Origin of the sequence: Novosphingobium naphthalenivorans NBRC 102051 (genome assembly GCF_001590985.1) — a bacterium.
Classification (GTDB): Bacteria; Pseudomonadota; Alphaproteobacteria; order Sphingomonadales; family Sphingomonadaceae; genus Novosphingobium; species Novosphingobium naphthalenivorans.
On the sequence record NZ_BCTX01000006.1, the window covers coordinates 58,271 to 83,955 of the forward strand.

The window sequence follows — 25,685 nt, forward strand, 5'->3', positions numbered from 1 at the left end:
TCGACCTCAAGAAAGGACGTCGTCTATGTCAGCGACCAAGATTCTCTGGGGCCAGGTCATCACCGTCTTCGCGATCGTCCTGCTGGCGATCTGGAGCGCGACGGAATGGACGGCCTGGCGCCTCGGCTTCCAGCCCCAGCTCGGCCACCCGTGGTTCGAGTTTCTGCATTTCCCGTTCTACCTTCCGCCGGCCTTCTTCTGGTGGTGGTACGCCTACGACGCCTATGCGCCGTCGATCTTCATCGAGGGCGCCTACATCGCGGCGTCGGGCGGATTGATCGCCGCGGCCGTCGCGATCGGTATGTCCGTCTGGCGGGCCCGCGAAGCGAAGAACGCCGAGACCTACGGCTCTGCCCGCTGGGCGCAACCGAAGGAGATCGAAGCCGCTGGACTCAGCGGACCGGACGGCGTCGTGCTGGGCCGCTACCAGCGCAGCTATTTGCGCCACAACGGGCCGGAGCATGTGTTGTGCTTCGCGCCGACACGATCGGGCAAAGGCGTCGGACTCGTCATCCCCTCGCTGCTCACCTGGCCGGGCTCGGCGATTGTCCACGACATCAAGGGGGAGAACTGGCAGCTCACCGCCGGCTTTCGGGCGCAGCACGGGCGCGTGCTGCTGTTCGATCCAACCAATGCGAAGTCGTCGGCCTACAATCCCTTGCTCGAGGTGCGCCGGGGCGAGTGGGAGGTGCGCGACGTCCAGAACATCGCCGACATCCTGGTCGATCCCGAAGGCAGCCTGGAGAAGCGCAATCACTGGGAGAAGACCAGCCACGCATTGCTGGTCGGCGCGATCCTGCATGTCCTCTATGCGGAGGCGGACAAGACGCTCGCCGGCGTCGCGTCATTCCTCTCCGATCCCAAGCGGCCAATTGAGTCTACGCTCTCGGCGATGATGCGGACGCCGCATCTCGGCGAAGCCGGCGTCCATCCCGTCGTCGCCAGCGCTGCGAGGGAGTTGTTGAACAAGTCGGGCAACGAGCGCTCCGGCGTGCTGAGCACCGCCATGTCGTTCCTCGGCCTCTATCGCGATCCGGTGGTCGCCGAGGTGACGCGGCGTTGCGACTGGCGGATCGGTGACATCGTCGCCGGCGAACATCCGACAACGCTCTACCTCGTGGTCCCGCCCTCGGACATCAACCGCACCAAGCCGCTGATCCGCCTGATCCTCAATCAGATCGGCCGACGGTTGACCGAGGACCTGCAGGCCAAGGCCGGACGCCGCCGCCTTCTCCTGATGCTCGACGAGTTCCCGGCCCTGGGGCGGCTCGACTTCTTCGAGTCGGCGCTCGCCTTCATGGCGGGCTACGGGATCAAGAGCTTCCTGATCGCTCAGTCGCTGAATCAGATCGAGAAGGCCTACGGCCCCAACAATTCGATTTTGGATAACTGCCATGTGCGCGTCAGCTTCGCCACCAACGACGAGCGAACCGCCAAGCGCGTCAGCGATGCGCTGGGCACGGCGACCGAGATGAAGGCGATGAAGAACTATGCCGGCAGCCGCCTCTCGCCGTGGCTCGGGCATTTGATGGTCTCACGATCGGAGACGGCGCGGCCGCTGCTGACGCCGGGCGAAGTCATGCAGCTCCCATCGACCGACGAGATCGTCATGGTCTCCGGCGTCCATCCGATCCGCGCAAAGAAGGCGCGCTATTACGAGGACGCGCGCTTGCAGGAGCGCATCCTGCCGCCGCCTGTGCCAACGCAGCCGAAAGTGAGTCGTTCCGACGACTGGAGTTCACGGCCATTGCCCCCGCGGCCGCCGGCGTCAGCCGCGCGTGACGGCGAGGAGGCCGACGATGAAGACCCGAAGAACTCGGACCACCGTCGCCAGCCTGAACTGAACCAGGAGACGGTCGAAAAGAAGCAGCCGATCGACAACGAATTCGCCCTCGATCCGATCGACGAGCTTGAGGAGGATGCGCCCCGCGTAGGTCGGATGAACGACCTCATGCAGGGCTTGGCGCGCCAAGCCTCCCTCGATCCCGGCGACGACCTCGGACTGTGAGGCAGGCATGCCGGCGCCAAAGAAGAAGGCTCAGGTCTCAGTTTATCTCGATCCGGACGTGATGCGTTCCCTGTCCAACTACGCGGCGCGCCGGGAGCAACCGATGTCGCTGATCGCTGAAGCCGCCATCGCCTCCTTTCTGTCGCCCGATGCGGACGAGCGTCGCGAGGCTGCGATCGCCAAGCGCCTCGACCAGCAGGATCGCCGCCTCGCGCGGCTGGAGCGCGACGTCGGCATCGCCGTCGAAACATTGGCCCTGTTCATCCGCTTCTGGCTCACGACGACACCGGCGCTTCCTGAACCGGCCGCCAAGGCGGCGCGGGCGCAGGCTGGACCGCGCTACGACAACTTCGTCGCGGCGCTTGGCCGGCGCCTCAGCCAGGGGCCAAAGCTTCGGCAAGAGATCCCCGACGATGTCCGGGAAGACCCGACTCGCTCGACGGACACAGACTAGACGCGATCCCGAATAACCCGAGCTTCACCGAAGCCGGCGAAACCAAGTCCGCACCCAGCAAGTCTTTTTTCTCTGCTTTACGCTCAGCCCCTACGCCATCTGAATACTTGTTGATCCGCCCCATTTCCTGCCTCTTCTAATCGTCCCCGTCGCTAATCGCGTGTTGCGATTGGCCAAAGACGGGGACGATCGTGGCGGTCACACCACTTCATTCCGAGGCCTTCTCCCGCGGCGCGCGCATGCTGCGCACCGCGCTTGGTCCAGCGATCGCCGGCTTCCTCGAAGACCCCTCGATCGTCGAGGTGATGCTCAACCCCGATGGCCGGCTTTGGATCGACCGGCTGTCGGGTGGTCTGGAGGATAGCGGCCGCACGATGTCCGCCGCCGATGGCGAGCGGATCGTGCGCCTCGTCGCGCACCATGTCGGCGCGGAGGTCCATGCCGACAAACCGCGTGTCTCGGCCGAGCTGCCCGAGACGGGAGAGCGGTTCGAGGGACTTCTGCCGCCGGTGGTCGCCGCGCCGGCCTTTGCGATCCGGAAGCCCGCCGTCGCGGTGTTCACCCTCGACGATTATGTCGCTGCCGGCATCATGCTGGCCGGCCAGGCCGCAGTGCTCCGCGCCGCCGTTGCAGATCGCAAGAACATCCTCGTCGCCGGCGGCACCTCGACCGGCAAGACCACGCTCACCAACGCACTGTTGGCCGAGATCGCCGGCACCACCGACCGAGTGGTGCTGATCGAGGACACCCGCGAGCTGCAGTGCCGCGCGCCCAACCTCGTGGCCCTGCGCACCAAGGACGGCGTCGCCTCACTCTCCGACCTGGTCCGCTCCTCACTGCGCCTGCGGCCCGACCGCATCCCGATCGGCGAGGTGCGCGGCGCTGAAGCGCTGGACCTGCTGAAGGCGTGGGGCACCGGACATCCTGGCGGCATCGGCACGATCCACGCCGGCACCGCGCTCGGAGCGCTGCGCCGCCTCGAACAGCTCATCCAGGAGGCTGTCGTCACCGTCCCCAAGGCGCTGATCGCCGAGACGATCGATCTCGTCGCGGTGCTGCGCGGCCGCGGCAGCGAACGCCGCCTTTCCGAACTCGCACTCATCGCCGGTCTCGATCCCGCCACCGGCGATTACCGCGTCCAGTCCGCCGGGGCGGGCGGCGACCTCTTGCCCCCCGGAGACCCATCATGATCCGTGTTCTCGCTGTCGCTCATTCTTCGCGCCGCCGCGTGGCCGAGCTCGTCACGCTCGCGACCCTGACGCTCGCCTTCGCCCCGGCGGCTTACGCCTCCGGCTCCTCCATGCCGTGGGAGACCCCGCTCAACTCCATACTGGAGTCGGTGCAAGGGCCCGTCGCGAAGATCATCTCGGTCATCATCATCACCGTGACCGGCCTGACGCTCGCCTTCGGCGACACGAGCGGCGGCTTCCGCCGGCTGATCCAGATTGTTTTCGGCCTGTCGATCGCCTTCGCCGCGTCGAGCTTCTTCCTCTCCTTCTTCTCGTTCTCCGGCGGAGCGCTGATCTGATGGCCGCGATCGTCGATCCCGACGTGCCCGGCTTCTTCGCGCCGGTCCATCGCGCGCTTACCGACCCGATTCTGATGGGCGGCGCGCCGCGGACCGTCGCGATCGCCAACGGCACGCTCGCGGCGGCGATCGCGCTTGGCCTGCGGCTCTGGATCCCCGGCGCGCTGATCTGGGCGGTGGGTCACACCGCCGCCGTCTGGGCGGCGAAGCGCGACCCGCAGTTCGTCGACGTGGTGCGCCGGCACCTTCGTTACCCAGCCCATCTTGGCGTGTGAGGCTCGGATGCTGAATCTCGCCGAATATCGCAATCGTCCCGCCGGTCTCGCCGACTTCCTACCTTGGGCGGCCTTGGTCGAAGAGGGCGTCGTCCTCAACAAGGATGGCTCTTTCCAGCGCACGGCGCGCTTTCGCGGACCGGACCTCGATAGCGCCACGCCAGCCGAGCTAGTGGGCGTGACCGCCCGGCTCAACAACGCGCTGCGCCGTCTCGGTTCCGGCTGGGCGATCTTTGTCGAGGCGCAACGGATCGCCGCTCAGATCTATCCGCACAGCAGCTTCCCCGATCCGGCGTCGGCGCTTGTCGATCTCGAGCGGCAGGACGCCTTCGAGGAGGCTGGCGCGCATTTCGAGAGCCGTTACTTCCTGACCTTCGTCTGGCTCCCGCCGGCCGAGGACGCCTCCCGCATCGAAGGGTGGCTCTATGAGGGCCGCGCGCAGACCGGCGTCAATCCGTGGGAGCTGCTGCGCGGCTTCGTCGACCGGACCAATCGCGTCCTGCAACTCGTCGAGGGCTTCATGCCCGAGGTGGCCTGGCTCGATGACGGCGACACGCTGACCTACTTGCACTCGACCATTTCGACCCGGCAGCAGCGCGTCCGCGTCCCGGAGACGCCGATGCACCTCGATGCGCTGCTTGCGGACGAGCCTCTCGCCGGCGGCCTCGAACCCCGCCTCGGCGCGCATCATTTACGCATCCTCACCGTGGTGGGTTTCCCGACCGCGACGCATCCGGGGATTCTCGACGAGCTCAATCGTCTCGCCTTCCCCTACCGCTGGTCTACGCGCGCGGTCCTGCTCGACAAGACCGAGGCTGTGAGGCTGCTAACCAAGATCAGGCGGCAGTGGTTTGCGAAAAGGAAAAGCATCGCCGCGATCGTCAAGGAGGTAATGACCAACGAGGCGTCCACGCTGGTCGACTCCGATGCCGCCAACAAGGCCATGGATGCCGACCTGGCCCTGCAAGAGCTGGGCACGGACGATGTCGGTCAGACCTACGTCACCGCGACTGTCACCGTCTGGGATCAGGATCCGGGCCTCGCCGCTGAGAAGCTTCGCCTCGTCGAGAAGGTGATCCAGGGTCGCGATTTCACCTGCATGCCGGAAGGGGTGAACGCGCTGGAAGCCTGGCTCGGGTCCATCCCCGGCCACGCCTACGCCAACGTCCGACAGCCGCCGGTCTCGACGCTGAATCTGGCGCACATGATCCCGCTCTCGGCAGTCTGGGCCGGGCCGGCAAGGGACGAGCATTTCCAGGCGCCGCCGCTGCTGTTCGGCAAGACCGAGGGGTCGACTCCGTTCCGGTTGAGCCTGCACGTCGGCGATGTCGGCCACACGCTGATCGTCGGTCCGACCGGCGCCGGCAAATCCGTGCTGCTTTCGCTAATGGCGATGCAGTTCCGACGCTATCGCGACAGCCAGATTTTCGCCTTCGATTTCGGCGGCTCGATCCGCACTGCGGCGATCGCCATGGGCGGCGACTGGCACGATCTCGGCGGCAGCCTGTCCGCCGGCTCGGAGCACTCCGTCTCGCTCCAGCCGCTGGCCCGAATCGACGATCAGGCCGAGCGCGCCTGGGCGGCGGAGTGGGTCGCCGCGATCCTTGCCAAGGAGGGCGTCACCATCGATCCGACCGCGAAGGAGCACGTCTGGTCGGCGCTGACCTCCCTGGCATCATCGCCGGCGCAGGAGCGCACGATCACCGGACTCGCGGTGCTGCTGCAATCGACAGCGTTGAAGCAAGCACTGCAACCGTACTGCATCGGCGGCGCTTCAGGCCGGCTGCTCGACGCCGAGACCGAGCAGCTCGGCTCCGCATCTGTCCAGGCCTTCGAGACCGAGGGCCTGATCGGCGCTGGCGCGGCGCCTGCCGTGCTGACCTACCTGTTCCATCGCATCGAGGGTCGCCTCGATGGCCGGCCGACGCTCCTCATCATCGACGAGGGGTGGCTGGTCCTCGACGATCCGGCCTTCGCCCAGCAGCTCCGCGAGTGGCTGAAGACGCTGCGCAAGAAGAATGCCTCCGTCGTCTTCGCCACGCAGTCGCTGTCGGATATCGACGGCAGCAACATCGCGCCCGCGATCGTCGAGAGCTGTCCGACGCGTATCTTCCTGCCGAACGAGCGCGCGATCGAGCCGCAGATCACCGCGATCTACCGCCGCTTCGGTCTCAACGATCGCCAGATCGAGATCCTCGCGCGCGCTACGCCGAAGCGCGACTACTACTGCCAGTCGCGCCGCGGCAATCGCCTGTTCGAGCTCGGCCTCGGCCCGGTCGCGCTCACCTTCTGTGCCGCTTCCTCCAAGGCCGACCACGCGGCGATCGAACGTGTCGTCGCCGAGTACGGCCGCGATGCTTTCACGCCCGCCTGGCTTGCGGACCACGAGCTCCTGTGGGCCGCCGATCTCATCCCTGACCTGACCAACCTGGAGACGTCATCATGATCAAGCTGCGCCATCTGGCGGCGGCAAGCGCCGCCGTGCTCACCCTGGCCGTCGCCGCACCGCCCGCGTCGGCGCAGTGGATCGTCTACGACCCGACCAACTTCAGCCAGAACGTGCTGACGGCCGCGCGGGAGCTCCAGCAGATCAACAATCAGATTCAGATGTTGACCAACCAAGCGACGAGTCTGGTCAACCAGGCGCGCAATCTCGCCAACCTGCCGATGTCGACGCTGACCCAGCTTCAGTCGTCGATTGCCCAGACTCAGTCGCTGCTCGGTCAGGCGCAGAACATCGCCTTCAACGTCCAGCGCATCGAACAGGCCTATTCGACGAGCTACGGTTCGGCCGCGGGCACGGGTTCGACCACCGCCATGGTCGCCAACGCGCAGGCTCGCTGGCAGAACTCGGTCGGCGCCTTCGAGGACAGTTTGAAGGTGCAGGCGGGCGTGGTCGGCAACATCCCGACCAACTCCAGTGCGATGACCTCGCTGGTCTCGGCGAGCCAGAACGCCACGGGCGCCTTGCAGGCCGCCCAGGCTGGCAACCAGCTTCTGGCGTTGCAATCCCAGCAGCTCTCCGACCTGGTGGCGGTGCTCTCCGCCAAGGGGCGGGCAGATGCGCTGGAGCAGGCGCGCAGCGCCGCCGCCGAAGCGCAGGGCCAGCAGAACTACAAGACCTTCTCGACGCGCACCGGCTACCAGCCCGGCAACGTCACCATGTTCACCGGCAACTGAGGCGCGGCGATGCTGGGACGGTCGGAGATCTTCCGCGCGGCCGCGATTGTCGTCCTGGTCGCGGTCTTCATCGCGACTCTCGTCGCGGTCAACCGGCGTCCCCCGGCGCCCGTCGTCGAGGCGTCTCCGACCATCAATCCAGCATCCGATGACCTCTCGGCCGGGCTGCGCCGTTGCAGCGCGCTCGGCCCCCAGGATGCCGAAGACCCGCATTGCGTCGCGGTCTGGGAGGAGAACCGCCAGCGATTCTTCGGCAGGCCGGCGCGGCCGCTATCGCCACAAACGCCCCCAGGCGCTGCCGCGCCGGCCACCCCTTCTAGGGGAGACGCGCGATGAACAATGTCGGCGTCATCGACACCTTCCTCAACACCTTCACCACCTACATCGATTCCGGTTTCGGCCTGATCAAGGGTGAGGTCGGCTACCTATCGTCCACGCTGATCGTCATCGACATCACACTCGCCGGCCTGTTCTGGGCCTGGGGCGCCGACGAGGACATCCTGCAGCGGCTGGTGAAGAAGACCCTCTACATCGGCTTCTTCGCTTTCATCATCAACAACTTCAACAATCTCTCGGCCATCGTCTTCAACAGCTTCGCCGGCCTCGGTCTGAAGGCGGGTGGCTCTTCGATCTCGACCGCCGACTTCCTGCGGCCGGGCAAGCTCGCGCAGGTTGGCCTTGACGCCGGTCAGCCGCTGCTCGACGCGGCCAGTCAGATGATGGGCTTCACCAGCTTCTTCGCGAACTTCGTGCAGATCGCGGTGCTGATGGTCTCGTGGGTCCTGGTGCTGATCGCCTTCTTCATCCTGGCGGTACAGCTCTTCGTCACCTTGATTGAGTTCAAGCTGACGACGCTCGCCGGCTTCATCCTCATTCCCTTCGCGCTCTTCAACAAGACCGCCTTCCTCGCAGAGAAGGTGCTCGGCAACATCGTCGCGTCCGGCATCAAGGTGATGGTGCTGGCCGTCATCGTCGGCATCGGCACCGGGCTCTTCTCGCAGTTCACGCAGACCTACGCCGGCGGCCAGCCGACGGTCGAGCAAGCGCTGTCCGTCGTGCTGGCCGCGCTCGCCATGCTGGGCCTTGGCATCTTCGGCCCTGGCATCGCCACCGGCCTGGTCTCCGGCGCGCCCCAGCTCGGCGCGGGCGCCGCCGTCGGGACTGGCCTCGCCGTCGCGGGTACGGCGATGGCCGGCGCCGGCGCGCTCGGCCTGGCCGGTAGGGGGGCGATGGCTGCGGCTTCCGGCACTGCCGCCGCCGCGCGCGGTGGAGCGGCAATGGCCGGCGGCGCGTCCTCCGCCTACAGCCTTGCTTCAGCCGGCCGGCCCGGCGCGTCGGGCGTCGCGGCCGGACTCGGCGGGGTCGGGCGAGCGGCCGCTTCAGCCGCCGCGGCTCCTGTGCGGCGCGCCGCCGCTCAAGCCGGCAGTTCGATACGGGAAAGCTTCGCCGCCGGCGCCCGGTCCAGTTTCGCCGCAACCGGCGGCTCGTCGACCGGAGGGACGGTCGGCGGCAATTCACCAAGCACGCCCGCGGCGCCCACGGGCGGATCGGAGGGTTCCGGCCCGCCGGCCTGGGCCCAGCGCATGAAGCGCAACCAGTCGATGGTCCACGGGGCGCAGACCGCCGCACAGGTCCTCAGGTCCGGCGACAGCCATGGCGGCGGCCATTCCATCGATCTCTCAGGAGGAGAATAAGACATGGCGCTGTTCCGCCGCCCCACGGTTCGTTACGGTCGGACGCCCGAGCCTGAAACCCCCTATCAGCGCGCCGCCCAGGTGTGGGACGACCGCATCGGCTCGGCCCGGGTGCAGGCCAAGAACTGGCGGCTGATGGCCTTCGGCTCGCTGGCGCTGTCCATGGGCCTCGCCGGCGGTCTCGTCTGGCAGTCGACCCACGGCAGCATTGTCCCTTGGGTCGTGCAGGTCGACAGGCTCGGCCAGGCGCAGGCTGTCGCGCCCGCCGCCGCCGACTACACGCCAAGCGACCCGCAAATCGCCTGGTATCTCGCCCACTTCATCCAGCTGGTCCGGTCGCTGCCGGCCGATCCGATCATCGTGCGTCAGAACTGGCTGCAGGCCTACGACTTCACCACCACCTCGGGCTCCCAGGCGCTCAATGACTACGCCCGCGCCAACGACCCCTTCGCCAAGCTCGGCAAGCAGCAGATCGCTATCGACGTCTCGAGCGTGATCCGCGCCTCGCCATCGAGCTTCCGGGTCGAATGGATCGAGCATCGCTACCAGGACGGCGCGCTCGCCGACAACACCCGCTGGACCGCGATCCTCACCATCGCGATCCAGACGCCGACCTCCGCCGACGTGCTCCGCAAGAACCCGCTCGGCATCTACGTCACCGCCATCAACTGGTCGAAGGAGCTAGGACAATGACCTCGCCGATTTCCATGGAAGCCAGCGGTCCGGCTTCGTATTTGCCTGTAGTTCAGCAGAGCCGGAAAGGAGGGAATGCGGCTTTCCGTAAAGTCGGCCTCGCGGCTTTGCTGATGTCCGCCACCGCGCTGGGCGGTTGCGCGCATAATTTCATTCCGCCGGACATCAATTACGACAGCGCGGCGCCGGCCAAGCTCACCGTCGATCCACCAGCGCCCATCAAGATTGTGGAGTTGCCCAAGCCTCTTCCGCTACCCGGACAATTGAAGCCGATCGACGCTGGAAAGCCGACACCTGAAGCCGCTGACCCAACCGTGCGCGTCAACCAGGCCAACGCCGCCGCGCGGATCCAGCCGGTGCGCAACGGCTTCATCAACGCGGTCCAGGTCTATCCGTTCTCCGGCGGAGCGCTCTACCAAGTCTATACGGCGCCAGGTCAGATCACGGACATCGCGCTGCAGGACGGCGAACAGCTCGTTGGCTCCGGGCCCGTCGCGGCCGGCGACACCGTGCGCTGGATCATCGGCGATACCGAAAGCGGCGCGGGCGCCACCAAGAAGGTCCACATCCTGGTCAAGCCGACGAGACCGGAGCTGCTCACCAATCTGGTGATCAACACGGATCGTCGAACCTATCTCCTCGAGCTGCGCTCGACCGAGAAGACCTACATGGCCTCCGTCTCCTGGCAGTATCCCGAAGATCAGCTCATCGCACTTCGCCGGCAGAACCAGGAGGCCGACGCCGCGGCGCCGATCGCTTCCGGCGTCGATCTCGCCTCGATCAACTTCCGCTACACGATCCAGGGCGACAATCCGGCCTGGCGGCCGCTGCGCGCCTTCGACGACGGGCACAAGGTCTACATCGAATTCCCGAGCGGCATTGCCCAGGGTGAAATGCCACCGCTGTTCGTCATCGGTCCGGCCGGCGGGTCCGAACTGGTGAACTACCGAGCGAACCGCAACTACTACATCGTCGATCGCCTGTTCGCCGCCGCTGAATTGCGTCTCGGCGACAAGGATAGCGAGCGGCGCGTGCGCATCGTCCGGACCGACGGAAGGCCGCGGTCATGACGGCCGAAGGTCCTGAAGAACAACCGCCGACGCCGACGCCCGTCGTACCGCCCGATCTTCGGCTTCGGGGCGAGCGGCCGCGCGTCACGCGGCTCTCGCGCAAGGTGCTGATCGGCCTCGGCGCCGCATCGGCGCTCGCCGTCGCGGGCGCGCTCGGCTACGCGCTCCAGACTCGCAACCAGGCGCAGACCGGCCAGGAACTGCTCTCCACGCAGAATCGTCCCTCCGCCGAAGGCCTCGCCGGTCTCCCGAAGGACTACACCGGCTTGCCGCGCCAAGCGCCCCCGCTTGGGCCGCCGCTACCCGGCGATCTCGGCAAGCCCATCCTCAATGCGGGGGCTGCGCCGAACACCGTGGCTCCTGGGACGACGCCTGATCCGGAAGCGCAGCGCCGCGCCCAGGAGATCGAGGCGGCGAGGCTCAGCCGTCTCTTCGCCCAGACCAATCAGCAGCCGCGGTCAGTCGGGCTCGCCGCGCCGGCTGCGGCGGGAGCTACCGCAGGCCCAACGCCCGCTCCGCCGGTCGACGCCGGCGCCGCGCAGAACATGCAGGACCGCAAGACGGCCTTCCTCAACGCTTCGACGGACAAGCGCACGGTTAGTCCCGACCGGCTCGACGCCAAGGTCTCGCCCTATGTCGTGCAGGCCGGAACCGTGATTCCCGCCGCGCTCATCACGGGCATTCGTTCCGATCTGCCGGGCCAGATCACCGCCCAAGTGACGGAGGCGGTCTATGACAGTCCGACCGGCAAGTATCTTCTGATCCCGCAGGGCGCGAAGCTGATCGGCCAATACGACAGCTCCGTCGCGTTCGGCCAGAGCCGAGTCCTCTTGGTCTGGACCCGCATCATCATGCCGGACGGCGGCTCGATTGTGCTGGAGCGCCAGCCCGGCGCCGACACGCAGGGCTATGCCGGGCTCGAGGACGAGGTCGACAACCATTGGGGCATGCTGTTCAAGGCCGCCGTCCTCTCGACTCTTCTCAGTGTGGGCGCGGAGGCGGGCACGAGCCAGGATGAGAACAACCTTGTTCAGGCGATCCGCAGCGGCGCTTCCAACAGCATCAGCCAGACTGGCCAGCAGATCGTTCAGCGTCAGCTCAATATCCAGCCGACGCTGACGATCCGGCCGGGTTTCCCAGTGCGCGTCATCGTCACGCGCGACTTGGTATTGGCGCCCTACGGCCAGGGAGGAACGACGCCATGACCAAATTGAAGCTCGGGCCGCTCGCCGACGACAAACCGGTAAAGCTCAGCGTTGAGTTGCCGGCCGCAGTGCATCGCGACTTGGTCGCTTATGCCGAGGTGCTCGCTCAGGCTACGGGTCAGATTGTGTCCGATCCGGCCAAGTTGATCGTGCCGATGATCGAGCGGTTCATGGCGACGGATCGGGCTTTCGCGAGGACGCGCAGGGCGACCGCTCAATCCGGCCCGCGAGCTGCTGGGAGATCCGGGTAGCGCTCCCGGAGCATGTCGAGAAAGGGTTGCAGCGAGGGGTTGCAGTTCGCCTGCCGCCAATAGGCCCGGAAGTTCAGACGCGTTGGCCCCTCTGAATCATGCACCTCGCGAAAGGTAACGCCCGGATAGGCTGCGCCGGTTGCACCTTCTAGCGCCAGCAAAACACCCCAGCCCGCCCCAACAAGGGTGAGGAGCCGGTCGAGACCCACGTCATGGTGGAGAACACGGCAAGGGTCGGGACATCCCACCCTGGCAACGAGAAGCTTCAAAAATTCAGGGCCGGGGCCGCGTTGCGGCAACAGCAGAGGCTCGTGTCTTAGCTCGCTCCAGTGAACAATATCACGGCTGGTGAGCACATGTCCTTCCGGAAGAGCAACGGCGATGCGTTCGCTCCATACCGACAGTGACTTGTCATTCCATCTGGGATTGTCTTCCGCAACGAAAGCCACATCAATAGCGGAGCTTGCGAGATCAGAGATCAAGTGGTCGCTTGATCCATCGACCAGATGCGTCTCAACGTCTGGGAAACGACGTCGGTGATCAACGAGTGTCGCCCGAAGATTGCCTGCGGAAAGTGAGGCGTGGACACCGATAGTCAATCGGCCACTCTCGCCGCGAGAGCGAGTCTTGAGGCGGGCGGTGATCGATTCTGTTTCCTCGATGATGTGCCGAGCAGCGTCGAGGAATTCTTGGCCTACGATCGTCGGCCGAGTGCCACCGTTGGTGCGTTCGAACAGTCTGGCGCCGAGCTTGTCTTCGAGATCGCGCAGGCAGCGACTGAGCGTCGACTGTCGAATATTGAGCACCTCGGCCGCCTGCCGAAGACTGCGATGCTGGGCGGCGACGATCGCCCATCGCAAATCTCGAAGCTCGACAGTCACGACGCAGCTCTTGCCTCACCGTGCAGGGGGGTGGATCAAGTGTCGCCTCGATCGCATGATGATCATCATGTTGCCGGTGATCTTGACGGCATGGGCCGCTGGAGATTTCGCGCCCATGTTGGCTATTTTCGTCTGTATATCTCGTTCCATCATGGTCGCCTCAATTCGGTTCACCGGCGCCACGTTTCTTGTCCTCCCGTGGGAGCAAGACCATTAGTCCGATACTGCCGACGACCGCGAAGGCCGCGCCGTAATAGAATACGGCAGCATGGCCGATCTGATCCCAGAGGAGTCCGGCAACGACGCTGGCCACGAGTTGAAGCAAGCCCACGGTGGTGTTGTACCAACCGATGCCGCTGGCGCGCAGATGCTCCGACACAAAATCCGCAGCAAACGCTTTGCCAACGGCGCGGAATATTCCTTGATATGCTCCGTAAAAAACAAACAGCGCGGTGATCAGAAGGATGTTATGTGCCAGGGCAAAGCCGAGATAGACGATCAGGAAGATGATGAACGAGGCAAGAAGGATATTTTTCCGGCCCCATGTGTCGGAAAACGATCCCGCTGGATAGGAGATCAGCGCGGCGACTAGATTGAACGCTGCATAGATCAGGATTGTCGTTTCCAGAGAGGCGCCGATTTCCTGTGTCCGCAGGATCAGAAACGCGTTGCTGGAATTCCCCAGTCCAAACAGAGCCGTCACCAGCAGATATTGCCAATATCCCTTCGGAAACTGCCGCAGGCTGACATCGATCTTCGATTTGGCAACCACCGCCGCAGGCTGCTCTTTCACCAGCAGGACCATGAAAAAGGCCAGCAGGCCGGGGATGATCGCCAGATAGAAGACGGTCCGGATGTGAACATGCAGCGCGTAGAGGAGGAAGACGGCCAGCAGCGGTCCGAGGAACGCGCCGGCATTGTCGCCAATGCCCTCAAGCCCGAAGGCTCGACCTCTGTCTTTCTCATCGACCGAAGACGCGATGAGCGCATCGCGTGGCGCCGAGCGGGCGCCGGAACCAAGCCGATCCAGCAGCCGCGCGCCGAACACACCTTGCCAGATCGTGGAAAGTCCCATTAGCGGCTTGGAGATCGCCGCCAGAAGATAGCCAGCCAGTGCGATGGATTTTCGCTTTTGCAGCTTGTCCGACAACGTGCCGGAGAAGCCTTGCACGATGTTCTGCGCCGCCTGAGCAAAGCCGTCCACCAAGCCGACGATACTGCCGCTTGCGTTCAATGTTTGGGTCAGAAAGACCGGCAGGACCGGATAAAGCATCTCCGTTGAGATATCGGCAAACAGGCTGGCTAAAGCGAGAAGAAACGTGTTTTTTGAAAGGCCGCTAAAGTAGCGTGGGGTCGCTGGTCTAGCCATGGATAACTTACCTTAACATCAGAGAAGACTGGATGTTCAGTCCCGAGCGGATGCAGGGGCTATCGGGCTGATCCAACTCCTCAGGCATAATTGAAGAGCGCCATAAACCCGAAATCCATGTGCAACTGCTGGTGACAATGGAACAGCGTCGGCCCTGGATTGTCGGCCACGAAGTCAAACTCGAGTTCCTGGAATCCGCCGAGCATCACCACATCTTTCATCACGCCCGCGGTCGCCTTGCCGCCGACGCGTGTTAGTTCGAAGCTGTGCCGGTGCAGATGCAGCGGATGGATATCGTCGCTGGCGTTGCGGAACTTCAGCCGGTAGCGGCGTCCTTCATGTACCGTGTACATCGGCTTCATGGCGTCCATCGAAAAGGCTTCGCCGTTGAGGGTCCATTCATTGAAACCGGCGAGGGCGCCGTTGTGCTTGACGATGGTGAACTCCATGGTTTCGTCTGGTTGCGCGGGTGTGGCGCCGTTCTTGCCGAAGATCGCGTAGTCCCACTTAAATGGCTTGGGCTTGCTCCATTGCGGCTTGCCTTTCGCGTTTGCGTACTCGATGACGATGCCCATGCCGTGACCGCGATCATCGTCACTAAGATCGCCCATCACCCAAACACCCGGATGGTTCATCTCGACGATAGCCGAGACGCGCTCCGCCGTGCCGAGCCATAACACCGGGACGTCTGCCGGCGTAGGCACCGGATTGCCGTCGAGCGCAACAATCTTGAAGACGTGGCCGGGTAACGCGAGGCTGCGGATCTCGCCGGCACTCGCGTTAAGTATGTGGAACAGCACGCGCTCGCCTGGCTTGACGCGGATCGGCTCTCCGTGCCCGAGCATCTTGCCGTTGACGCTGAAGAGATCGTAGCTGACTTCGTAGCCCTTCGGTCCTTTGAACTGCTCGTCGGCCTTCTCGGCGATATCCTGAAGCTCCTTGATCGGCGCACCCGCCAGAACCTCCATCGCCATGTCACCGCCCCGGCTGAAGGAGGGCTCAAACTCTTTCAGCACGAGGAAGACCTCGCGATCGAAATTTCCCGGCTCGTTCTTCGGCTCGATGTAGACGGGACCTACCTGGCCCGTATAGGTGCCGCGGTTGAGATCGGCGCCGGCGACGACGTGCGTGTGATAGAAACGAAAACCGGCGGGCCGCGGAACGAAGGCGATCCTGCGCATCCCATGCGCGGGAATATACGGCGAGCCTTCCTCTGCTGCTCCATCGACGTCGCTCGGAATGATCTGCCCATGCCAGTGAACCAACTCCGGGGTGTCGGTGTCATTGTAAACGTCGACCACGGCCCGTTGGCCTTCCTTGAAACGCAGCAGCGGACCAGGGAATTGCCCATTGTAGGTCGTGGTCGAGACAATATGCTCCGGCGACAGCTCGACCAGGCTTGTGCCAATGCGCAGCGTGTAATCGGGCTTCACTTGATCGGTTTGTGCGCGAGCGGGGATCAAGCCATCAATGCCTAAAGCCAGTCCAGCCGCACCTGCCCCGACGAGGAACTCCCGTCGGCTGGTGTCAGTAAAACAGGGAAATGGCCTTTTCGATTTGGTCTGCTTCATCACTTGACTCCTTTGACGTTCGACAACCAATTCAGCTCCCCCTTTTGCAGTTGGAGTCAGACTACTGGAAGCGCCGCCACGAACTTTTCGATCAAACTCTCTACGCACCCCGAGCCTCACGCCATAGCGGCAATAGCTCCTCCAAGGGCGCTCAGTATGACAACCAACCACGGCGGCACCCCCCAAATGGCCAGCAGTAGAAATGCTGCGATGCCAAGTGCGAAGTCAGCGGTATTGGTTATGCCCGATGTCCAGACAGGATTGTAAAGCGCGGCCAGAAGGAGACCGACAACGGCCGCGTTCACGCCGCGGAGTACAGCCTGTGCCCAAACACGGCGCCGTAGTTCGTGCCAAAAGGGAAGCACGCCCATGACAAGCAAGAACGACGGGAGGAAAATCGCAATCAGACAAATAAGACCGCCAAGCCAGCCGTTTGGCTCAGGGCCCATTGCAGCACCGAGATAAGCTGCGAATGTAAAGAGCGGCCCGGGAACCGCCTGTGCCGCACCATAGCCGGCCAAAAATGCGTCATTGGTCACCCAATCCGGCGGTACCACTGATGCCTGCAAAAGGGGCAGAACGACGTGGCCGCCGCCAAAAACGAGTGAGCCCGCCCGATAGAACGCATCGACAAGCGATACAGTATGGTTCTGTGTTGCAGCTGCAACGAAGGGTAATCCACCAAGCAGGGCAAAAAACAAAATCAACAACGCGGCACCGGTACGGCGACCGAGCAAAATCGAAAACTCGACAACACCAGGCGCTGGAAGCTTCCTGAAAATGGCGAAACCGGCGACCCCGCCGAGCACGATGGCGCCTACTTGGCCAATCGCCGATGGAATTGCCAAAGTTAGCACCGCGGCTGCCACCGCCACCGTCGCCCGCTCTCGGTCAGGCGCGAGCGCACGCGCCATACCCCAAACAGCCTGCGCAACGACCGCCACCGCAGCGATCTTTAGCCCGTGCAACCATCCCGCATCAAGGGGAACACTGAAGACCTCAAGTCCATAGGCGAACAGGACGAGAGCCATCGCAGAGGGCATGGTGAACCCGACCCAAGCCGCTATGGCGCCGGCAACACCAGCGCGCGACAATCCAATACCAATGCCGACTTGGCTGGATGCAGGTCCGGGTAGGAATTGGCAAAGTGCCACCAGATCAGCATAGGAGGCTTCGTCAAGCCAGCGACGCCTCGCAACATATTCTTCCCGGAAATAGCCGAGATGGGCGATGGGCCCGCCAAACGACGTGAGTCCCAGTTTTAGGCTCACACCGAAAACCTCGAGCCACGTTCCCGGATGACTTTTTATCTTCGCTGCTTCGCTTGCCACGCTCATTACCCTCTCCGTCCCGATTGATGTGCCTCTGGCGAGCGCTGCATCGTCACAACTGATTGCTCTTCGGTCTCACGCAGCATCGATTGGAGCCGCGGCTTCACTTCTTTCGCAAAGAGCTCAAGAGTCCTGACCACTTCAGTTTGAGGAAGATGGCCCAGGAATCCCGTGACGAGCTGGAGACTTCCGAAACCCAGATCGTCATGTAGAGCAGCGATGCGCGCGGCCACGGTCTCCGGACTGCCGACAATCGCCACTTCGCGCAGCCATCGTTCGGTTTCAAGATCCTCTTCGGTCGAGATGCGCCGGCGAAGCTGCTCCCCCGAGCGGCGATAACCTTCGGTTAGCTTTTCGGCCGCAGGCCAAGCAGCTTGAAGTGCCACTTGGTCGGTTTCGCCGACGACGACAAAGCGCCCAACAGGCACGTTGCCTGCATCGCCGCCGGCATCCCTGAATGCCCGGTTGCATCGACGGAGGCTGTCGGCTGATTGCTGGCTGCCTTGGAACAAGGAAAGGCCCTGCTCGGCCGCCCAGGCGGCTCCTTCTTCGCGATACGTCGCGAAGTATATCGGCGGATGCGGCCGCTGGATGCATTTCGGCTCGATCGATTCGATGCGGGAGCCAACCTCAATCTTGGGCTCGGTCCAACATCGGATCAGCTTATCGAAGCACGAGGAGAACGCAGCCGAGCGGTCCTCATAGGAAAGCCCCCATGCCTCGAAATAGCGGCTCGTGTTACCGCGAGAGACGCCCAAATCGACGCGCCCTTCCGAGAGCACGTCAAGCGTCGCGATCTCTTCGGCCAGCCGTATCGGTTCAAAAAGCGGCAGCACCAGAACCGAGAAGCCGATGCGGATCGTATGAGTCCGCATCGCCAGGGCGGTTGCGAGCGGGATCGGCGACAGGCAGGTGCGACTTCCCTGCCCAAAGTGCTCTTCGTTGATCCACAGCCCATCGTAGCCGAGCGACTCGGCGCGCGGCCCCAGCTCGAGCAAGCCGGCAGCACTCTCGTCTAGGCCGGCACCGCATCCCGAAAGGTCGAAACGCATCACGAGTACCTCCCCTCAACTTCAACGCGATCAATCTGGTACACCGAAGACCATCTCGACAAGGCGATCCGCTTGGTCAGTCCCTGCATAACAACTCACTGTATCGGTACCGGCATTGGGCCAAGCGGCATTGGCCGCAGCCCGCCTTGTCCTCGGTCGTGCCAATGCATCCACATATTCCAGCATATCATTCGAACACGGTTGTCGCTATCGAAATTCGATATTATAAACTGAGAACCTAGAGTCAAGATTCGATCCTGAGAGGCAGCAATGGGATGCGCGGCCGCGACAGCCCGACTGATCAGAATACTGTTTGGTGTTCTTCCGGCCCTTGCCGCGACGCATGTCTGCGCCCATGCCGCGACCGCTCGATCAGATCAAAATTCACGCTAGTTGGAACGGAGTCGCAGCCATGAATGAAGCATCAGTTGCCGAGCGGAACCGCCGGCGCTTTGTCGCGGCGAATGGGTCTCGGACCCGGGAAAGCGGCATCGCGACGAGCTACATACGCTTGCAAAACGCGCTAGTTGCGTGGTCTGAGGTTTTATCGGCAGGCGCGTTGCTGGAGCAGCGGACGGCCGCCGAGACTGTGGTCGTGCTGCCAGAGGCTGACGCCGTCCTGCGTGCCGACGGGGAGAGCGTCAACGCGCCGGCACGCAGCATCTCTATTCTCCCGGCGGGAGCGAGCTCGATCGAGGCGAAGGCTCCCGGCTACATAATCCGAGTCTTCGCGCCGGTGCCGGAAGCGCTGGCGAATCTCGCCATCAACGCCGAGGATTACCGCCAACCGTGCGCCGGCGTGAATCCGATCGGTGCGCCGCTCACCTATTCGGGCGCGCCCGGCATTCGCGTCTATCCGATCGACCAGTTCAAAGCTGCGGCGGGACGGCGTCCACCGAGCTTCCAGACCGGAACCATGAACGTGATGTGGATCGAGCGCGAAGGACTGACCGACCGCACCAAGCTCGACCCGCATTCCCACGATGACTTCGAGGAAGGCGCGCTCGTCGTCGCTGGCGAGTATGTCGAGCATTTGCGCACGCCCTGGGCGGCCGACGCCTGGGCTTGGCGCGAGGACGAGCACGTAACCTGCAGGCCTGGTACATTGATTATCGTCCCGCCGACGGTGATCCACACGACCGAAACGCTCGGCACGGGCCGGCATCTCATGCTCAACATCTTTGCGCCAGCGCGCAGCGACCACATCAAGAGCGGGATGGTGCTCAACGCGGAAGACTACAGCTCCATATAGCGCGCGCGAGCGTCGCAAGGCGCTCGGCACATGAAAACGAGGAGGTCCGCAATGGATAAGGTCAGCATCCGCTACATCGTTAATGACGTCGATGCCGCGATCAAGTTCTACTCAGAGTTGCTTGGCTTCAAGCTCGAGATGCATCCGTCACCGGGCTTCGCGATGCTCAGCAAAGGAAATCTGCAGCTTCTCCTCAACAAACCCGGCGCCGGCGGCGCTGGCCAGCCGATCGGCGACGGGCGCGCTCCCACTCCGGGCGGATGGAATCGGTTCCAGCTCGTATTCGCTGATCTCGCCACTGCTGTCGATAAGCTGAGATCAGCCGGGTGCCGTTTCCGCAACGAGATCGTCGTTGGCAATGGCGGCAAGCAAATCCTCGCGGAGGACCCTTCCGGCAATTGCATCGAGTTGTTCGAGCCCTTTTGCGCAGAGGCGGAGGGAAGGCGGAAAACACCAGCACAGGGTGGGGCACAAGCTCAATCGGCAGCCCCATCCGCCGCGTCGTCCGACGATGCGCACCGCGCGGCGATGCGGGCCGCCGCCAAACGCATCGACCGCGTCAACGAATGGCTTCATCTCGGCGGGGCGATCCCAGCCGACGAATACTGCCGGCTCAGTGAAAGCGGCATCACACATGTCATTGACCTGCGCGACGATTCCGAGGTCGATGCCGATCTCGCCCGCCTGCAACAGCTGAACATCGCGCGGCTTCAGGTTCCGGTGCCGAATCATGGCGCTCCAACCGCCGAGCAACTGGAGGAGATCGTTACATGGCTCGATGCGCAGCGGAGCGAGCCGGTCGTCTACGTCCATTGCGGGGGCGGCTTCGGCCGAGCTGCGACCATGGCCGTCGGCCTTTTGGTTGAGGACGGTATCGCCGTTGATGCAGCGATCAAGCAGGTGCGCGCGGTCCGTCCCGAGATTCGAATCAATGAGGAACAGTTGAGGTGGTTGAAAGATGTCCAGCGAACCCGCTAACCCGATGTCAAGATTTCGATCCTGCGAGGCAGCAATGCAGCGAGCCGCCGCAACAGCCCGACTGATCAGAATGCTGTTCAGTGTTCTTCCAGCCCTTGCCGCGACGCATGCCCGCGCCCAGGACGCCGCCGCGCCACCGGATCAAATGGAGATTCAAGGCCCGTGGGCTTACAGCAACAATTCCAAGACCCAAGGTGACACTGCGCCCCGTCTTGCCATTACACGGGCCGGCGAAAGCAGCGACGTGTGGTTCGGCTTCACCTGCGCCAAAGATCTCAGAATCTTCGCCTCCGTTCTCGACCAGAGCGGGAGCTTCGCGTCAGTCAACGATGAGATCTCCGTCGATATCGAGTTGCCAAACGTCACGCGCCTGAACTCTTCTGCGAAAAAGGCGTCGGACACTGTCATGGCGTTCAATCCGGAACTCAGCCAGAAGCTTTTCATCTACGCGATTCACGAGAAAGCGCTTCAGATCACGTTCTCGAACCCGAATAGCGGCCCGCACACCTACACGTTTCAACTTCAACCAAACCGTGACGCCTTCCAGGGAATCGTCGACGCTTGCTTGCCGCAGCATCTCGGGCGCGACCTCTAGCGAAGACACTCACCCGACAGCCAGAACCAAAGTGTGCGCACGAGATCAGTCGGAAAACAGGAATGCCGCCGCTGCAACCAGCAACATCAGAATCACGACATAGGCCAGGGTCCATAGGAGGAGTTCGCGCCCCGACCGATCGCGTGATGACATCTCTGTCCGGCGCTCGGAAGGAGAGGCATTCGAGTGAAATGGGTGCCTTGCCAGAGTGTTCGCCGTCCCTTGCTCGTTGGCTGATTCGGACGTCCGGTCACGCTTCATGGAACTGCCTCATACCCGCCAATAAGATCCTAGCCGGGGCCGCGCGGATGTCGGTCATTCCACTCGGTTCGTACAGAAGTCCCGCGTCCGCGCTCAGTCATCGCCTCTGTACCGTCGAGCGTAGGTATGAATGGCCGTCCGGGCACGTACCGGCGGGTAACGCTGCGTGTCTTGCAGGGCATTTGAAACGCTCCGTTACAATATCTCTGCCCGCAGATCCTCCTTATCAAGGGTAGCATCCAGCCTATGGGACGATCTCCACACATCACTATCGTCGAGGATGACCGCGACATCAGCAGGCTCGTTGCGAAATTTCTAACCGAAAACGGTTATCGGGTCTCAACCGCGGCCGATGGACGAGCGATGGACCGCATACTCGCGTCAAATCAAATCGACCTTATCGTGCTGGACATCATGCTGCCGGATGAAGATGGCCTGAGCATCTGCCGGCGCCTCAATGTCACATCCCGCATTCCCATCATTATGCTGACAGCCCGGGGAACAGAGACTGATCGAATCGTCGGGCTCGAAATGGGAGCGGACGATTACCTCCCAAAGCCCTTCAATCCGCGCGAGCTGCTGGCCCGCATCCGATCGGTCCTGCGCCGCTCTAGGGAGTTGCCCGCGACCTTTTCCGAAGACACCCCCTCAGTGCTTACCTTCGACGGGTGGCGGCTCGATTTGGCCCTACGACAACTCTACTCCCCCGATCGCGTACGCATTCGCTTAACCAGCGGCGAATTCGATCTTCTGGTCGCGCTTTGCCAACATCCGCTCCAAACGCTCACACGAGATCAGCTGCTCGACCTAACGCGAGGGCGCACTCCCAACGTCTTCGATCGCAGCGTCGACATCCAAGTCAGTCGATTGCGACGGAAGATCGAAGTGGATCCTAAGGACCCGCAGCTCATACAAACCGTGCGCTCAGGTGGATACATGTTCTCTGCACAGGTCGAACCCGCGTGATCCCGCTCCAGCGATTTCTGCCCAAGAGCATAGGCGGCCAAGTCGTAGCAATCCTTGTGTCGGCGCTCCTGCTTTCTCAAGCCCTCGCTCTGATACTTTACCTACTTCTAGTGCCTGAGCGAGATGCGCTTCAGCGACCGCGAAGCATTGCCGCAACGATCGCTACTTTGGTGAAGATCGTTGAGGCTCTTCCACCCGAGCAGCGGGCACACGCGGCATCCGCCGCAGCAGGAAAAGGGCTATCCTCTACCTATTCGTTGAACCAACCTCAGCTCGTTCCCAGTGGAGAGCTAACACCACCCTCTGATGTCGTGCGGTGGATTGCTAATGAGACTGGCAGGAGTCCAAATGACATTATTGTCGTTCCCTCCAACGGACTGGAACCCACATCCCGGCTCCGAATGGCGATCCCTCTGCGCGGAGGTGGGTGGCTGAACATTGACACCAACCTTGGCCTTTTTGGGCGATTTGGACTCTTACAGCAGATTGCGGCAGTGGCTTTCCTCTTCCTCTCGATTGGGTGCCTTTCGATATGGCTTGCGCGATGGGTCACGCTGCCCTTGTCGCGTTTCGCGTCCGCAGCCGAACGACTTGGCACGGAGGGAACAGCACCGCTGTTGCCCGAACGCGGTCCGATAGAGATCTCCCGCGCGGCGCACACGTTCAATCTCATGCAGCATCGACTGCGTCGCTTTCTGGAAGCGCAAACCAGAATGCTGGCTGCGATCAGTCATGATTTGCGTACACCGCTTACGCGGATCCGTCTCCGCCTCGAAATGGCACCTACGACCGAGAACAACGCCAAAATGCTCCACGACCTGACGAGGATGGAGCAGATGCTTGCGTCGACCCTTTCTTTTCTGCGCGATCAAGAAGACTCCGAGGCTGCTGAAGCGGTCGATCTCGCATCCCTGCTGCAAGCGTTGTGCGACGAGTTCACCGATACTGGTACTGCCACGATCTACAGCGGCCCTTCACACTGTGCATTATGGTCTCGCCCGCAGGCTCTGGAGCGGGCGTTCTCGAATCTGATTGGCAATGCAACAAAATTCGGTACCGGAGTGGATGTGCGCTTGACGCAGTCAGCCACGCAAATCATCATAGACATCGAAGATGACGGCCCGGGAATACCTGAGCCGGAAAAAGAAAAGGTATTCGAACCCTTCTATCGCTGTGATGACGCGCGCAATTGCGAGGAGTCTGGCGTTGGCCTGGGTCTTTCTATCGCTCGGACGATCATCCTGAGCCACGGCGGCGAGGTCCAATTGCTTGATCGCACACCACATGGACTAATTGTCCAGGTTCTCCTGCCAGGCATCAACGCATCGGATCTGAACGCAGGAAGCCATGATCGGCAACGCGCAGCGGCCACAAGCGGCGAGCGCCATTCGAAAGCAAATTCAGCGGTCTGAACAGGATTTTCGACAGCTATTGTCCGGTCGCCGCAGACAACTTCCAGGGTCGGCATTTGCCGCAATAGCAGGGCGATTGAAAGCCTACGGGATGCTCGTTCAAGCCGTCCGTTGCGACAACGTAAAATGCCTCGAACCTTTCGTCGCTTTCGCCCGCCTTCCTCCCAAGTCGGCATGCCCAATTGTCCATCGTATCGGCGCACAGAAGAGCTTCGGCAACGCTGGCGGTATCGTCGCCGTCCGCATGGCGCAATAGGGCCCACAAGCGTACGAGGCCGGAAGCGTAGCGATCGCGTCCGTGCAAAACGAACACCGGTTCACCGGAACCAGCATTTGCATAGTAGTCAAGGTCAACTGGCTTATCGGTCGGTCCCATGTTCGGCTCCTCGGCTTCCCCCTAACCGCTAATCTTGGTTAGGAACGCCGACCACGATAGCGGCTGCTCGCTAGCATTTTGTAACGGGCCACTTCAGGCACCAGGCCTGCAATGTGCTGTTACAAATCCCCAATCCCCGGCACGCCATTACATTGTATCAGATCGCCACCGCCGCATTGGTTTGCGGCAAAGGCTGGCAAACGCCAGTGAGCGCGGCGGGGCTCGGATCGTCTCGCCGCAGGCCCGTGCGGCCGCCACCAAGGAGATGACGAATGCACTGTGCTCGATGGTTTCCGCTGCTTCTGATACTCACTGTCGCCATCGGCGGCTGGTTCATGTTCGACCCCGTCTACAGCAAGGGACGGCACTCACAAGGCGAAGGGCACGGCAATCGGCATCGGCAGGACGCGGCGATCACGGCGAGCCCGCTTTCCGACACCGAAGCCAAGCAGGCAAGTGTCCTCTTTGCGAAGACGTGCGCCGCCTGCCATGGCGAGAAGCTCGAAGGCGGCGTCGGCCCATCGCTCGTAGGCGTTGGTTCACGGTACTCGTTGGACAAGATCGAGAGGATTGCACAGTACGGCAAAGGCCGACAGAAGCCGGTTTCCATGCCTTCAGGGCTGGCCACGGCTGACGAAGCAACGTTGCTCGCGCGGTGGCTGGCCACAAATCCAGCGCAGGCCAGTAGTCCGACGACGCAGCCCAAAGCCGATTAATGGCAACAGAGCATAGCGGCTAACAGAAAATGCAGCAGCCGCCGCCCCCTTTGCGCTTCACATGTGAGGATGCTTCATGATTCGGAATGCGCTGGCGAAGACCATGATCGTGCTCGCTCTGTCGTGCAGAACCGCCGCTGCAAACGCCAGTGCTGAGGAACGTTATTTCACGCTCGTGAGTGGTGCTGAAGTTGGTTTCGACGGAAGCGCCTATTTTACCGCCGGTAACGGGCATCATGGCTTCTTTGGGCGCGGCGGCGACATCGATGGCGAACCTAATCCAACTCTCAGCGTGCACCTGGGAGACAAGGTGACAGTCACTCTGCTCGACCTCGATGAGCGCGGCCAAACTGCGCAACTCGCGGTCCCTGCCTTTCATGCAGAAACGCCAGTGCTGACCCGGAACGGCCAGAGCGCAACGATCACCTTCACCGCCGATCGGGTTGGGTCATTCGATTACAACGGCGTTACTGTGTTCGAAGGTCGAGATCAGCACGTCCATATGGTCGGCCAGATCGTGGTCAACCCATGAAAGCAACTCCGACCCTCTGCCCTTTTGTACACCAG

27 protein-coding genes are annotated in these 25,685 nt (G+C 62.9%); 20 read left to right on the plus strand and 7 right to left on the minus strand.

What is annotated here, in order from left to right:
- Window positions 1–25: 25 nt before the first annotated feature.
- The 13 genes from NN5_RS03440 (at window position 26) to NN5_RS03500 (ending at window position 12,358) form a co-directional block, all read left to right on the plus strand.
- Entirely contained in the window at window positions 26–2,008 is a 1,983-nt protein-coding gene (locus NN5_RS03440) for a conjugal transfer protein TraG (RefSeq protein ID WP_067732661.1), read from the plus strand.
- Between the two features lie 7 nt (window positions 2,009–2,015).
- Window positions 2,016–2,462: a CopG family transcriptional regulator gene (locus NN5_RS03445; protein WP_067732662.1), complete on the plus strand. Its 447-nt coding sequence runs from the start codon at window positions 2,016–2,018 to the stop codon at window positions 2,460–2,462.
- A gap of 239 nt (window positions 2,463–2,701) precedes the next feature.
- The gene (trbB, locus tag NN5_RS03450) at window positions 2,702–3,652 is read left to right on the plus strand and encodes a P-type conjugative transfer ATPase TrbB (RefSeq protein ID WP_169800940.1); all 951 of its coding nucleotides are present in this window, start codon (window positions 2,702–2,704) and stop codon (window positions 3,650–3,652) included.
- Entirely contained in the window at window positions 3,649–3,990 is a 342-nt protein-coding gene (locus NN5_RS03455; RefSeq protein ID WP_067732664.1) for a TrbC/VirB2 family type IV secretion system protein, read from the plus strand. Before trbB ends, NN5_RS03455 begins: the two co-directional genes overlap by 4 nt.
- Window positions 3,990–4,265, plus strand: coding sequence for a VirB3 family type IV secretion system protein (locus tag NN5_RS03460; protein ID WP_067732665.1), 276 nt, complete (start codon window positions 3,990–3,992; stop codon window positions 4,263–4,265). Before NN5_RS03455 ends, NN5_RS03460 begins: the two co-directional genes overlap by 1 nt.
- Window positions 4,266–4,272: 7 nt before the next feature.
- The gene (trbE, locus tag NN5_RS03465) at window positions 4,273–6,711 is read left to right on the plus strand and encodes a conjugal transfer protein TrbE (RefSeq protein WP_067732666.1); all 2,439 of its coding nucleotides are present in this window, start codon (window positions 4,273–4,275) and stop codon (window positions 6,709–6,711) included.
- Window positions 6,708–7,445: a P-type conjugative transfer protein TrbJ gene (trbJ, locus tag NN5_RS03470; protein ID WP_067732667.1), complete on the plus strand. Its 738-nt coding sequence runs from the start codon at window positions 6,708–6,710 to the stop codon at window positions 7,443–7,445. The genes trbE and trbJ overlap by 4 nt, the downstream gene beginning before the upstream one ends.
- Before the next feature lie 9 nt (window positions 7,446–7,454).
- On the plus strand, window positions 7,455–7,781 hold the full coding sequence (trbK-alt, locus tag NN5_RS03475) for a putative entry exclusion protein TrbK-alt (RefSeq protein WP_067732668.1): 327 nt from the start codon (window positions 7,455–7,457) through the stop codon (window positions 7,779–7,781).
- The gene (gene trbL, locus NN5_RS03480) at window positions 7,778–9,139 is read left to right on the plus strand and encodes a P-type conjugative transfer protein TrbL (RefSeq protein WP_067732669.1); all 1,362 of its coding nucleotides are present in this window, start codon (window positions 7,778–7,780) and stop codon (window positions 9,137–9,139) included. Before trbK-alt ends, trbL begins: the two co-directional genes overlap by 4 nt.
- Before the next feature lie 9 nt (window positions 9,140–9,148).
- Window positions 9,149–9,832 carry a conjugal transfer protein TrbF gene (gene trbF / locus NN5_RS03485; RefSeq protein ID WP_217998582.1) on the plus strand — a complete coding sequence of 228 codons (684 nt, stop codon included), beginning with the start codon at window positions 9,149–9,151 and terminating at the stop codon, window positions 9,830–9,832.
- A gap of 113 nt (window positions 9,833–9,945) precedes the next feature.
- A complete protein-coding gene (gene trbG / locus NN5_RS03490) occupies window positions 9,946–10,902 on the plus strand; it encodes a P-type conjugative transfer protein TrbG (RefSeq protein WP_245656206.1) in 957 nt (318 codons plus the stop codon).
- On the plus strand, window positions 10,899–12,107 hold the full coding sequence (locus NN5_RS03495) for a TraB/TrbI/VirB10 family type IV secretion system protein (RefSeq protein WP_067732672.1): 1,209 nt from the start codon (window positions 10,899–10,901) through the stop codon (window positions 12,105–12,107). Before trbG ends, NN5_RS03495 begins: the two co-directional genes overlap by 4 nt.
- Window positions 12,104–12,358, plus strand: a complete 255-nt coding sequence (locus tag NN5_RS03500) for a DUF2274 domain-containing protein (protein ID WP_067732673.1) — start codon at window positions 12,104–12,106, stop codon at window positions 12,356–12,358. The genes NN5_RS03495 and NN5_RS03500 overlap by 4 nt, the downstream gene beginning before the upstream one ends.
- Here the strand turns inward: NN5_RS03500 and NN5_RS24935 are convergent.
- From NN5_RS24935 to NN5_RS03520, 5 genes are all read right to left on the minus strand, one after another.
- Window positions 12,322–13,239, minus strand: coding sequence for a LysR family transcriptional regulator (locus tag NN5_RS24935; RefSeq protein ID WP_084384712.1), 918 nt, complete (start codon window positions 13,237–13,239; stop codon window positions 12,322–12,324). The genes NN5_RS03500 and NN5_RS24935 overlap by 37 nt on opposite strands.
- Before the next feature lie 160 nt (window positions 13,240–13,399).
- Window positions 13,400–14,608, minus strand: coding sequence for an MFS transporter (locus NN5_RS03505; protein ID WP_067732674.1), 1,209 nt, complete (start codon window positions 14,606–14,608; stop codon window positions 13,400–13,402).
- An 80-nt stretch (window positions 14,609–14,688) separates the two neighbouring features.
- Entirely contained in the window at window positions 14,689–16,179 is a 1,491-nt protein-coding gene (locus tag NN5_RS03510; RefSeq protein ID WP_084384713.1) for a multicopper oxidase family protein, read from the minus strand.
- A 116-nt stretch (window positions 16,180–16,295) separates the two neighbouring features.
- Complete coding sequence (chrA, locus tag NN5_RS03515) at window positions 16,296–17,516, minus strand: chromate efflux transporter (protein ID WP_067732675.1); 1,221 nt, start codon at window positions 17,514–17,516, stop codon at window positions 16,296–16,298.
- A complete protein-coding gene (locus NN5_RS03520) occupies window positions 17,516–18,562 on the minus strand; it encodes an LLM class flavin-dependent oxidoreductase (RefSeq protein ID WP_067732676.1) in 1,047 nt (348 codons plus the stop codon). Before NN5_RS03520 ends, chrA begins: the two co-directional genes overlap by 1 nt.
- 412 nt (window positions 18,563–18,974) lie before the next feature.
- On the opposite strand from NN5_RS03520, the gene NN5_RS03525 reads away from it, so the two are divergent.
- The 3 genes from NN5_RS03525 to NN5_RS03535 all read left to right on the plus strand — a co-directional run bounded on the left by NN5_RS03525 (window position 18,975) and on the right by NN5_RS03535 (window position 21,387).
- Window positions 18,975–19,814 carry a cupin domain-containing protein gene (locus NN5_RS03525; RefSeq protein WP_157080990.1) on the plus strand — a complete coding sequence of 280 codons (840 nt, stop codon included), beginning with the start codon at window positions 18,975–18,977 and terminating at the stop codon, window positions 19,812–19,814.
- Between the two features lie 51 nt (window positions 19,815–19,865).
- Window positions 19,866–20,792: a phosphatase domain-containing protein gene (locus NN5_RS24940; RefSeq protein ID WP_084384714.1), complete on the plus strand. Its 927-nt coding sequence runs from the start codon at window positions 19,866–19,868 to the stop codon at window positions 20,790–20,792.
- Window positions 20,793–20,862: 70 nt separating this feature from the next.
- Window positions 20,863–21,387, plus strand: coding sequence for a hypothetical protein (locus NN5_RS03535; protein WP_067732678.1), 525 nt, complete (start codon window positions 20,863–20,865; stop codon window positions 21,385–21,387).
- A gap of 45 nt (window positions 21,388–21,432) precedes the next feature.
- On the opposite strand, the gene NN5_RS26565 is transcribed toward NN5_RS03535, so the two are convergent.
- A complete protein-coding gene (locus NN5_RS26565; protein WP_157080991.1) occupies window positions 21,433–21,648 on the minus strand; it encodes a hypothetical protein in 216 nt (71 codons plus the stop codon).
- Window positions 21,649–21,894: 246 nt separating this feature from the next.
- Between NN5_RS26565 and NN5_RS03540 the strand changes: the two genes are divergently transcribed.
- Both NN5_RS03540 and NN5_RS03545 read left to right on the plus strand, forming a co-directional pair.
- Window positions 21,895–22,614, plus strand: coding sequence for a response regulator (locus tag NN5_RS03540; protein ID WP_067732679.1), 720 nt, complete (start codon window positions 21,895–21,897; stop codon window positions 22,612–22,614).
- Window positions 22,615–23,015: 401 nt separating this feature from the next.
- Entirely contained in the window at window positions 23,016–24,026 is a 1,011-nt protein-coding gene (locus NN5_RS03545; RefSeq protein ID WP_067732680.1) for an ATP-binding protein, read from the plus strand.
- 16 nt (window positions 24,027–24,042) lie between these two features.
- Here the strand turns inward: NN5_RS03545 and NN5_RS25620 are convergent, their stop codons facing one another.
- The gene (locus NN5_RS25620; protein WP_157080992.1) at window positions 24,043–24,402 is read right to left on the minus strand and encodes a hypothetical protein; all 360 of its coding nucleotides are present in this window, start codon (window positions 24,400–24,402) and stop codon (window positions 24,043–24,045) included.
- Window positions 24,403–24,674: 272 nt separating this feature from the next.
- Between NN5_RS25620 and NN5_RS03550 the strand changes: the two genes are divergently transcribed.
- A complete protein-coding gene (locus NN5_RS03550) occupies window positions 24,675–25,118 on the plus strand; it encodes a c-type cytochrome (RefSeq protein WP_067732681.1) in 444 nt (147 codons plus the stop codon).
- 76 nt (window positions 25,119–25,194) lie between these two features.
- Window positions 25,195–25,650 (plus strand): cupredoxin domain-containing protein, encoded by a 456-nt coding sequence (locus NN5_RS03555; RefSeq protein WP_067732682.1) that lies wholly within the window; start codon window positions 25,195–25,197, stop codon window positions 25,648–25,650.
- The last annotated feature ends 35 nt before the right edge of the window (window positions 25,651–25,685 follow it).

What these genes read in the sequence shown, in the direction of transcription:
- NN5_RS03440 (WP_067732661.1), top strand. Translation starts at nt 26, where the DNA reads ATGTCAGCGACCAAGATTCTCTGGGGCCAGGTCATCACCGTCTTCGCG.
- NN5_RS03445 (WP_067732662.1), top strand. Translation starts at nt 2,016, where the DNA reads ATGCCGGCGCCAAAGAAGAAGGCTCAGGTCTCAGTTTATCTCGATCCG.
- trbB (WP_169800940.1), top strand. Translation starts at nt 2,702, where the DNA reads ATGCTGCGCACCGCGCTTGGTCCAGCGATCGCCGGCTTCCTCGAAGAC.
- NN5_RS03455 (WP_067732664.1), top strand. Translation starts at nt 3,649, where the DNA reads ATGATCCGTGTTCTCGCTGTCGCTCATTCTTCGCGCCGCCGCGTGGCC.
- NN5_RS03460 (WP_067732665.1), top strand. Translation starts at nt 3,990, where the DNA reads ATGGCCGCGATCGTCGATCCCGACGTGCCCGGCTTCTTCGCGCCGGTC.
- trbE (WP_067732666.1), top strand. Translation starts at nt 4,273, where the DNA reads ATGCTGAATCTCGCCGAATATCGCAATCGTCCCGCCGGTCTCGCCGAC.
- trbJ (WP_067732667.1), top strand. Translation starts at nt 6,708, where the DNA reads ATGATCAAGCTGCGCCATCTGGCGGCGGCAAGCGCCGCCGTGCTCACC.
- trbK-alt (WP_067732668.1), top strand. Translation starts at nt 7,455, where the DNA reads ATGCTGGGACGGTCGGAGATCTTCCGCGCGGCCGCGATTGTCGTCCTG.
- trbL (WP_067732669.1), top strand. Translation starts at nt 7,778, where the DNA reads ATGAACAATGTCGGCGTCATCGACACCTTCCTCAACACCTTCACCACC.
- trbG (WP_245656206.1), top strand. Translation starts at nt 9,946, where the DNA reads ATGTCCGCCACCGCGCTGGGCGGTTGCGCGCATAATTTCATTCCGCCG.
- NN5_RS03495 (WP_067732672.1), top strand. Translation starts at nt 10,899, where the DNA reads ATGACGGCCGAAGGTCCTGAAGAACAACCGCCGACGCCGACGCCCGTC.
- NN5_RS03500 (WP_067732673.1), top strand. Translation starts at nt 12,104, where the DNA reads ATGACCAAATTGAAGCTCGGGCCGCTCGCCGACGACAAACCGGTAAAG.
- NN5_RS03505 (WP_067732674.1), bottom strand. Translation starts at nt 14,608, where the DNA reads ATGGCTAGACCAGCGACCCCACGCTACTTTAGCGGCCTTTCAAAAAAC.
- NN5_RS03510 (WP_084384713.1), bottom strand. Translation starts at nt 16,179, where the DNA reads ATGAAGCAGACCAAATCGAAAAGGCCATTTCCCTGTTTTACTGACACC.
- chrA (WP_067732675.1), bottom strand. Translation starts at nt 17,516, where the DNA reads ATGAGCGTGGCAAGCGAAGCAGCGAAGATAAAAAGTCATCCGGGAACG.
- NN5_RS03520 (WP_067732676.1), bottom strand. Translation starts at nt 18,562, where the DNA reads ATGCGTTTCGACCTTTCGGGATGCGGTGCCGGCCTAGACGAGAGTGCT.
- NN5_RS03525 (WP_157080990.1), top strand. Translation starts at nt 18,975, where the DNA reads ATGAATGAAGCATCAGTTGCCGAGCGGAACCGCCGGCGCTTTGTCGCG.
- NN5_RS24940 (WP_084384714.1), top strand. Translation starts at nt 19,866, where the DNA reads ATGGATAAGGTCAGCATCCGCTACATCGTTAATGACGTCGATGCCGCG.
- NN5_RS03535 (WP_067732678.1), top strand. Translation starts at nt 20,863, where the DNA reads ATGCTGTTCAGTGTTCTTCCAGCCCTTGCCGCGACGCATGCCCGCGCC.
- NN5_RS26565 (WP_157080991.1), bottom strand. Translation starts at nt 21,648, where the DNA reads ATGAAGCGTGACCGGACGTCCGAATCAGCCAACGAGCAAGGGACGGCG.
- NN5_RS03540 (WP_067732679.1), top strand. Translation starts at nt 21,895, where the DNA reads ATGGGACGATCTCCACACATCACTATCGTCGAGGATGACCGCGACATC.
- NN5_RS03545 (WP_067732680.1), top strand. Translation starts at nt 23,016, where the DNA reads ATGGCGATCCCTCTGCGCGGAGGTGGGTGGCTGAACATTGACACCAAC.
- NN5_RS25620 (WP_157080992.1), bottom strand. Translation starts at nt 24,402, where the DNA reads ATGGGACCGACCGATAAGCCAGTTGACCTTGACTACTATGCAAATGCT.
- NN5_RS03550 (WP_067732681.1), top strand. Translation starts at nt 24,675, where the DNA reads ATGCACTGTGCTCGATGGTTTCCGCTGCTTCTGATACTCACTGTCGCC.
- NN5_RS03555 (WP_067732682.1), top strand. Translation starts at nt 25,195, where the DNA reads ATGATTCGGAATGCGCTGGCGAAGACCATGATCGTGCTCGCTCTGTCG.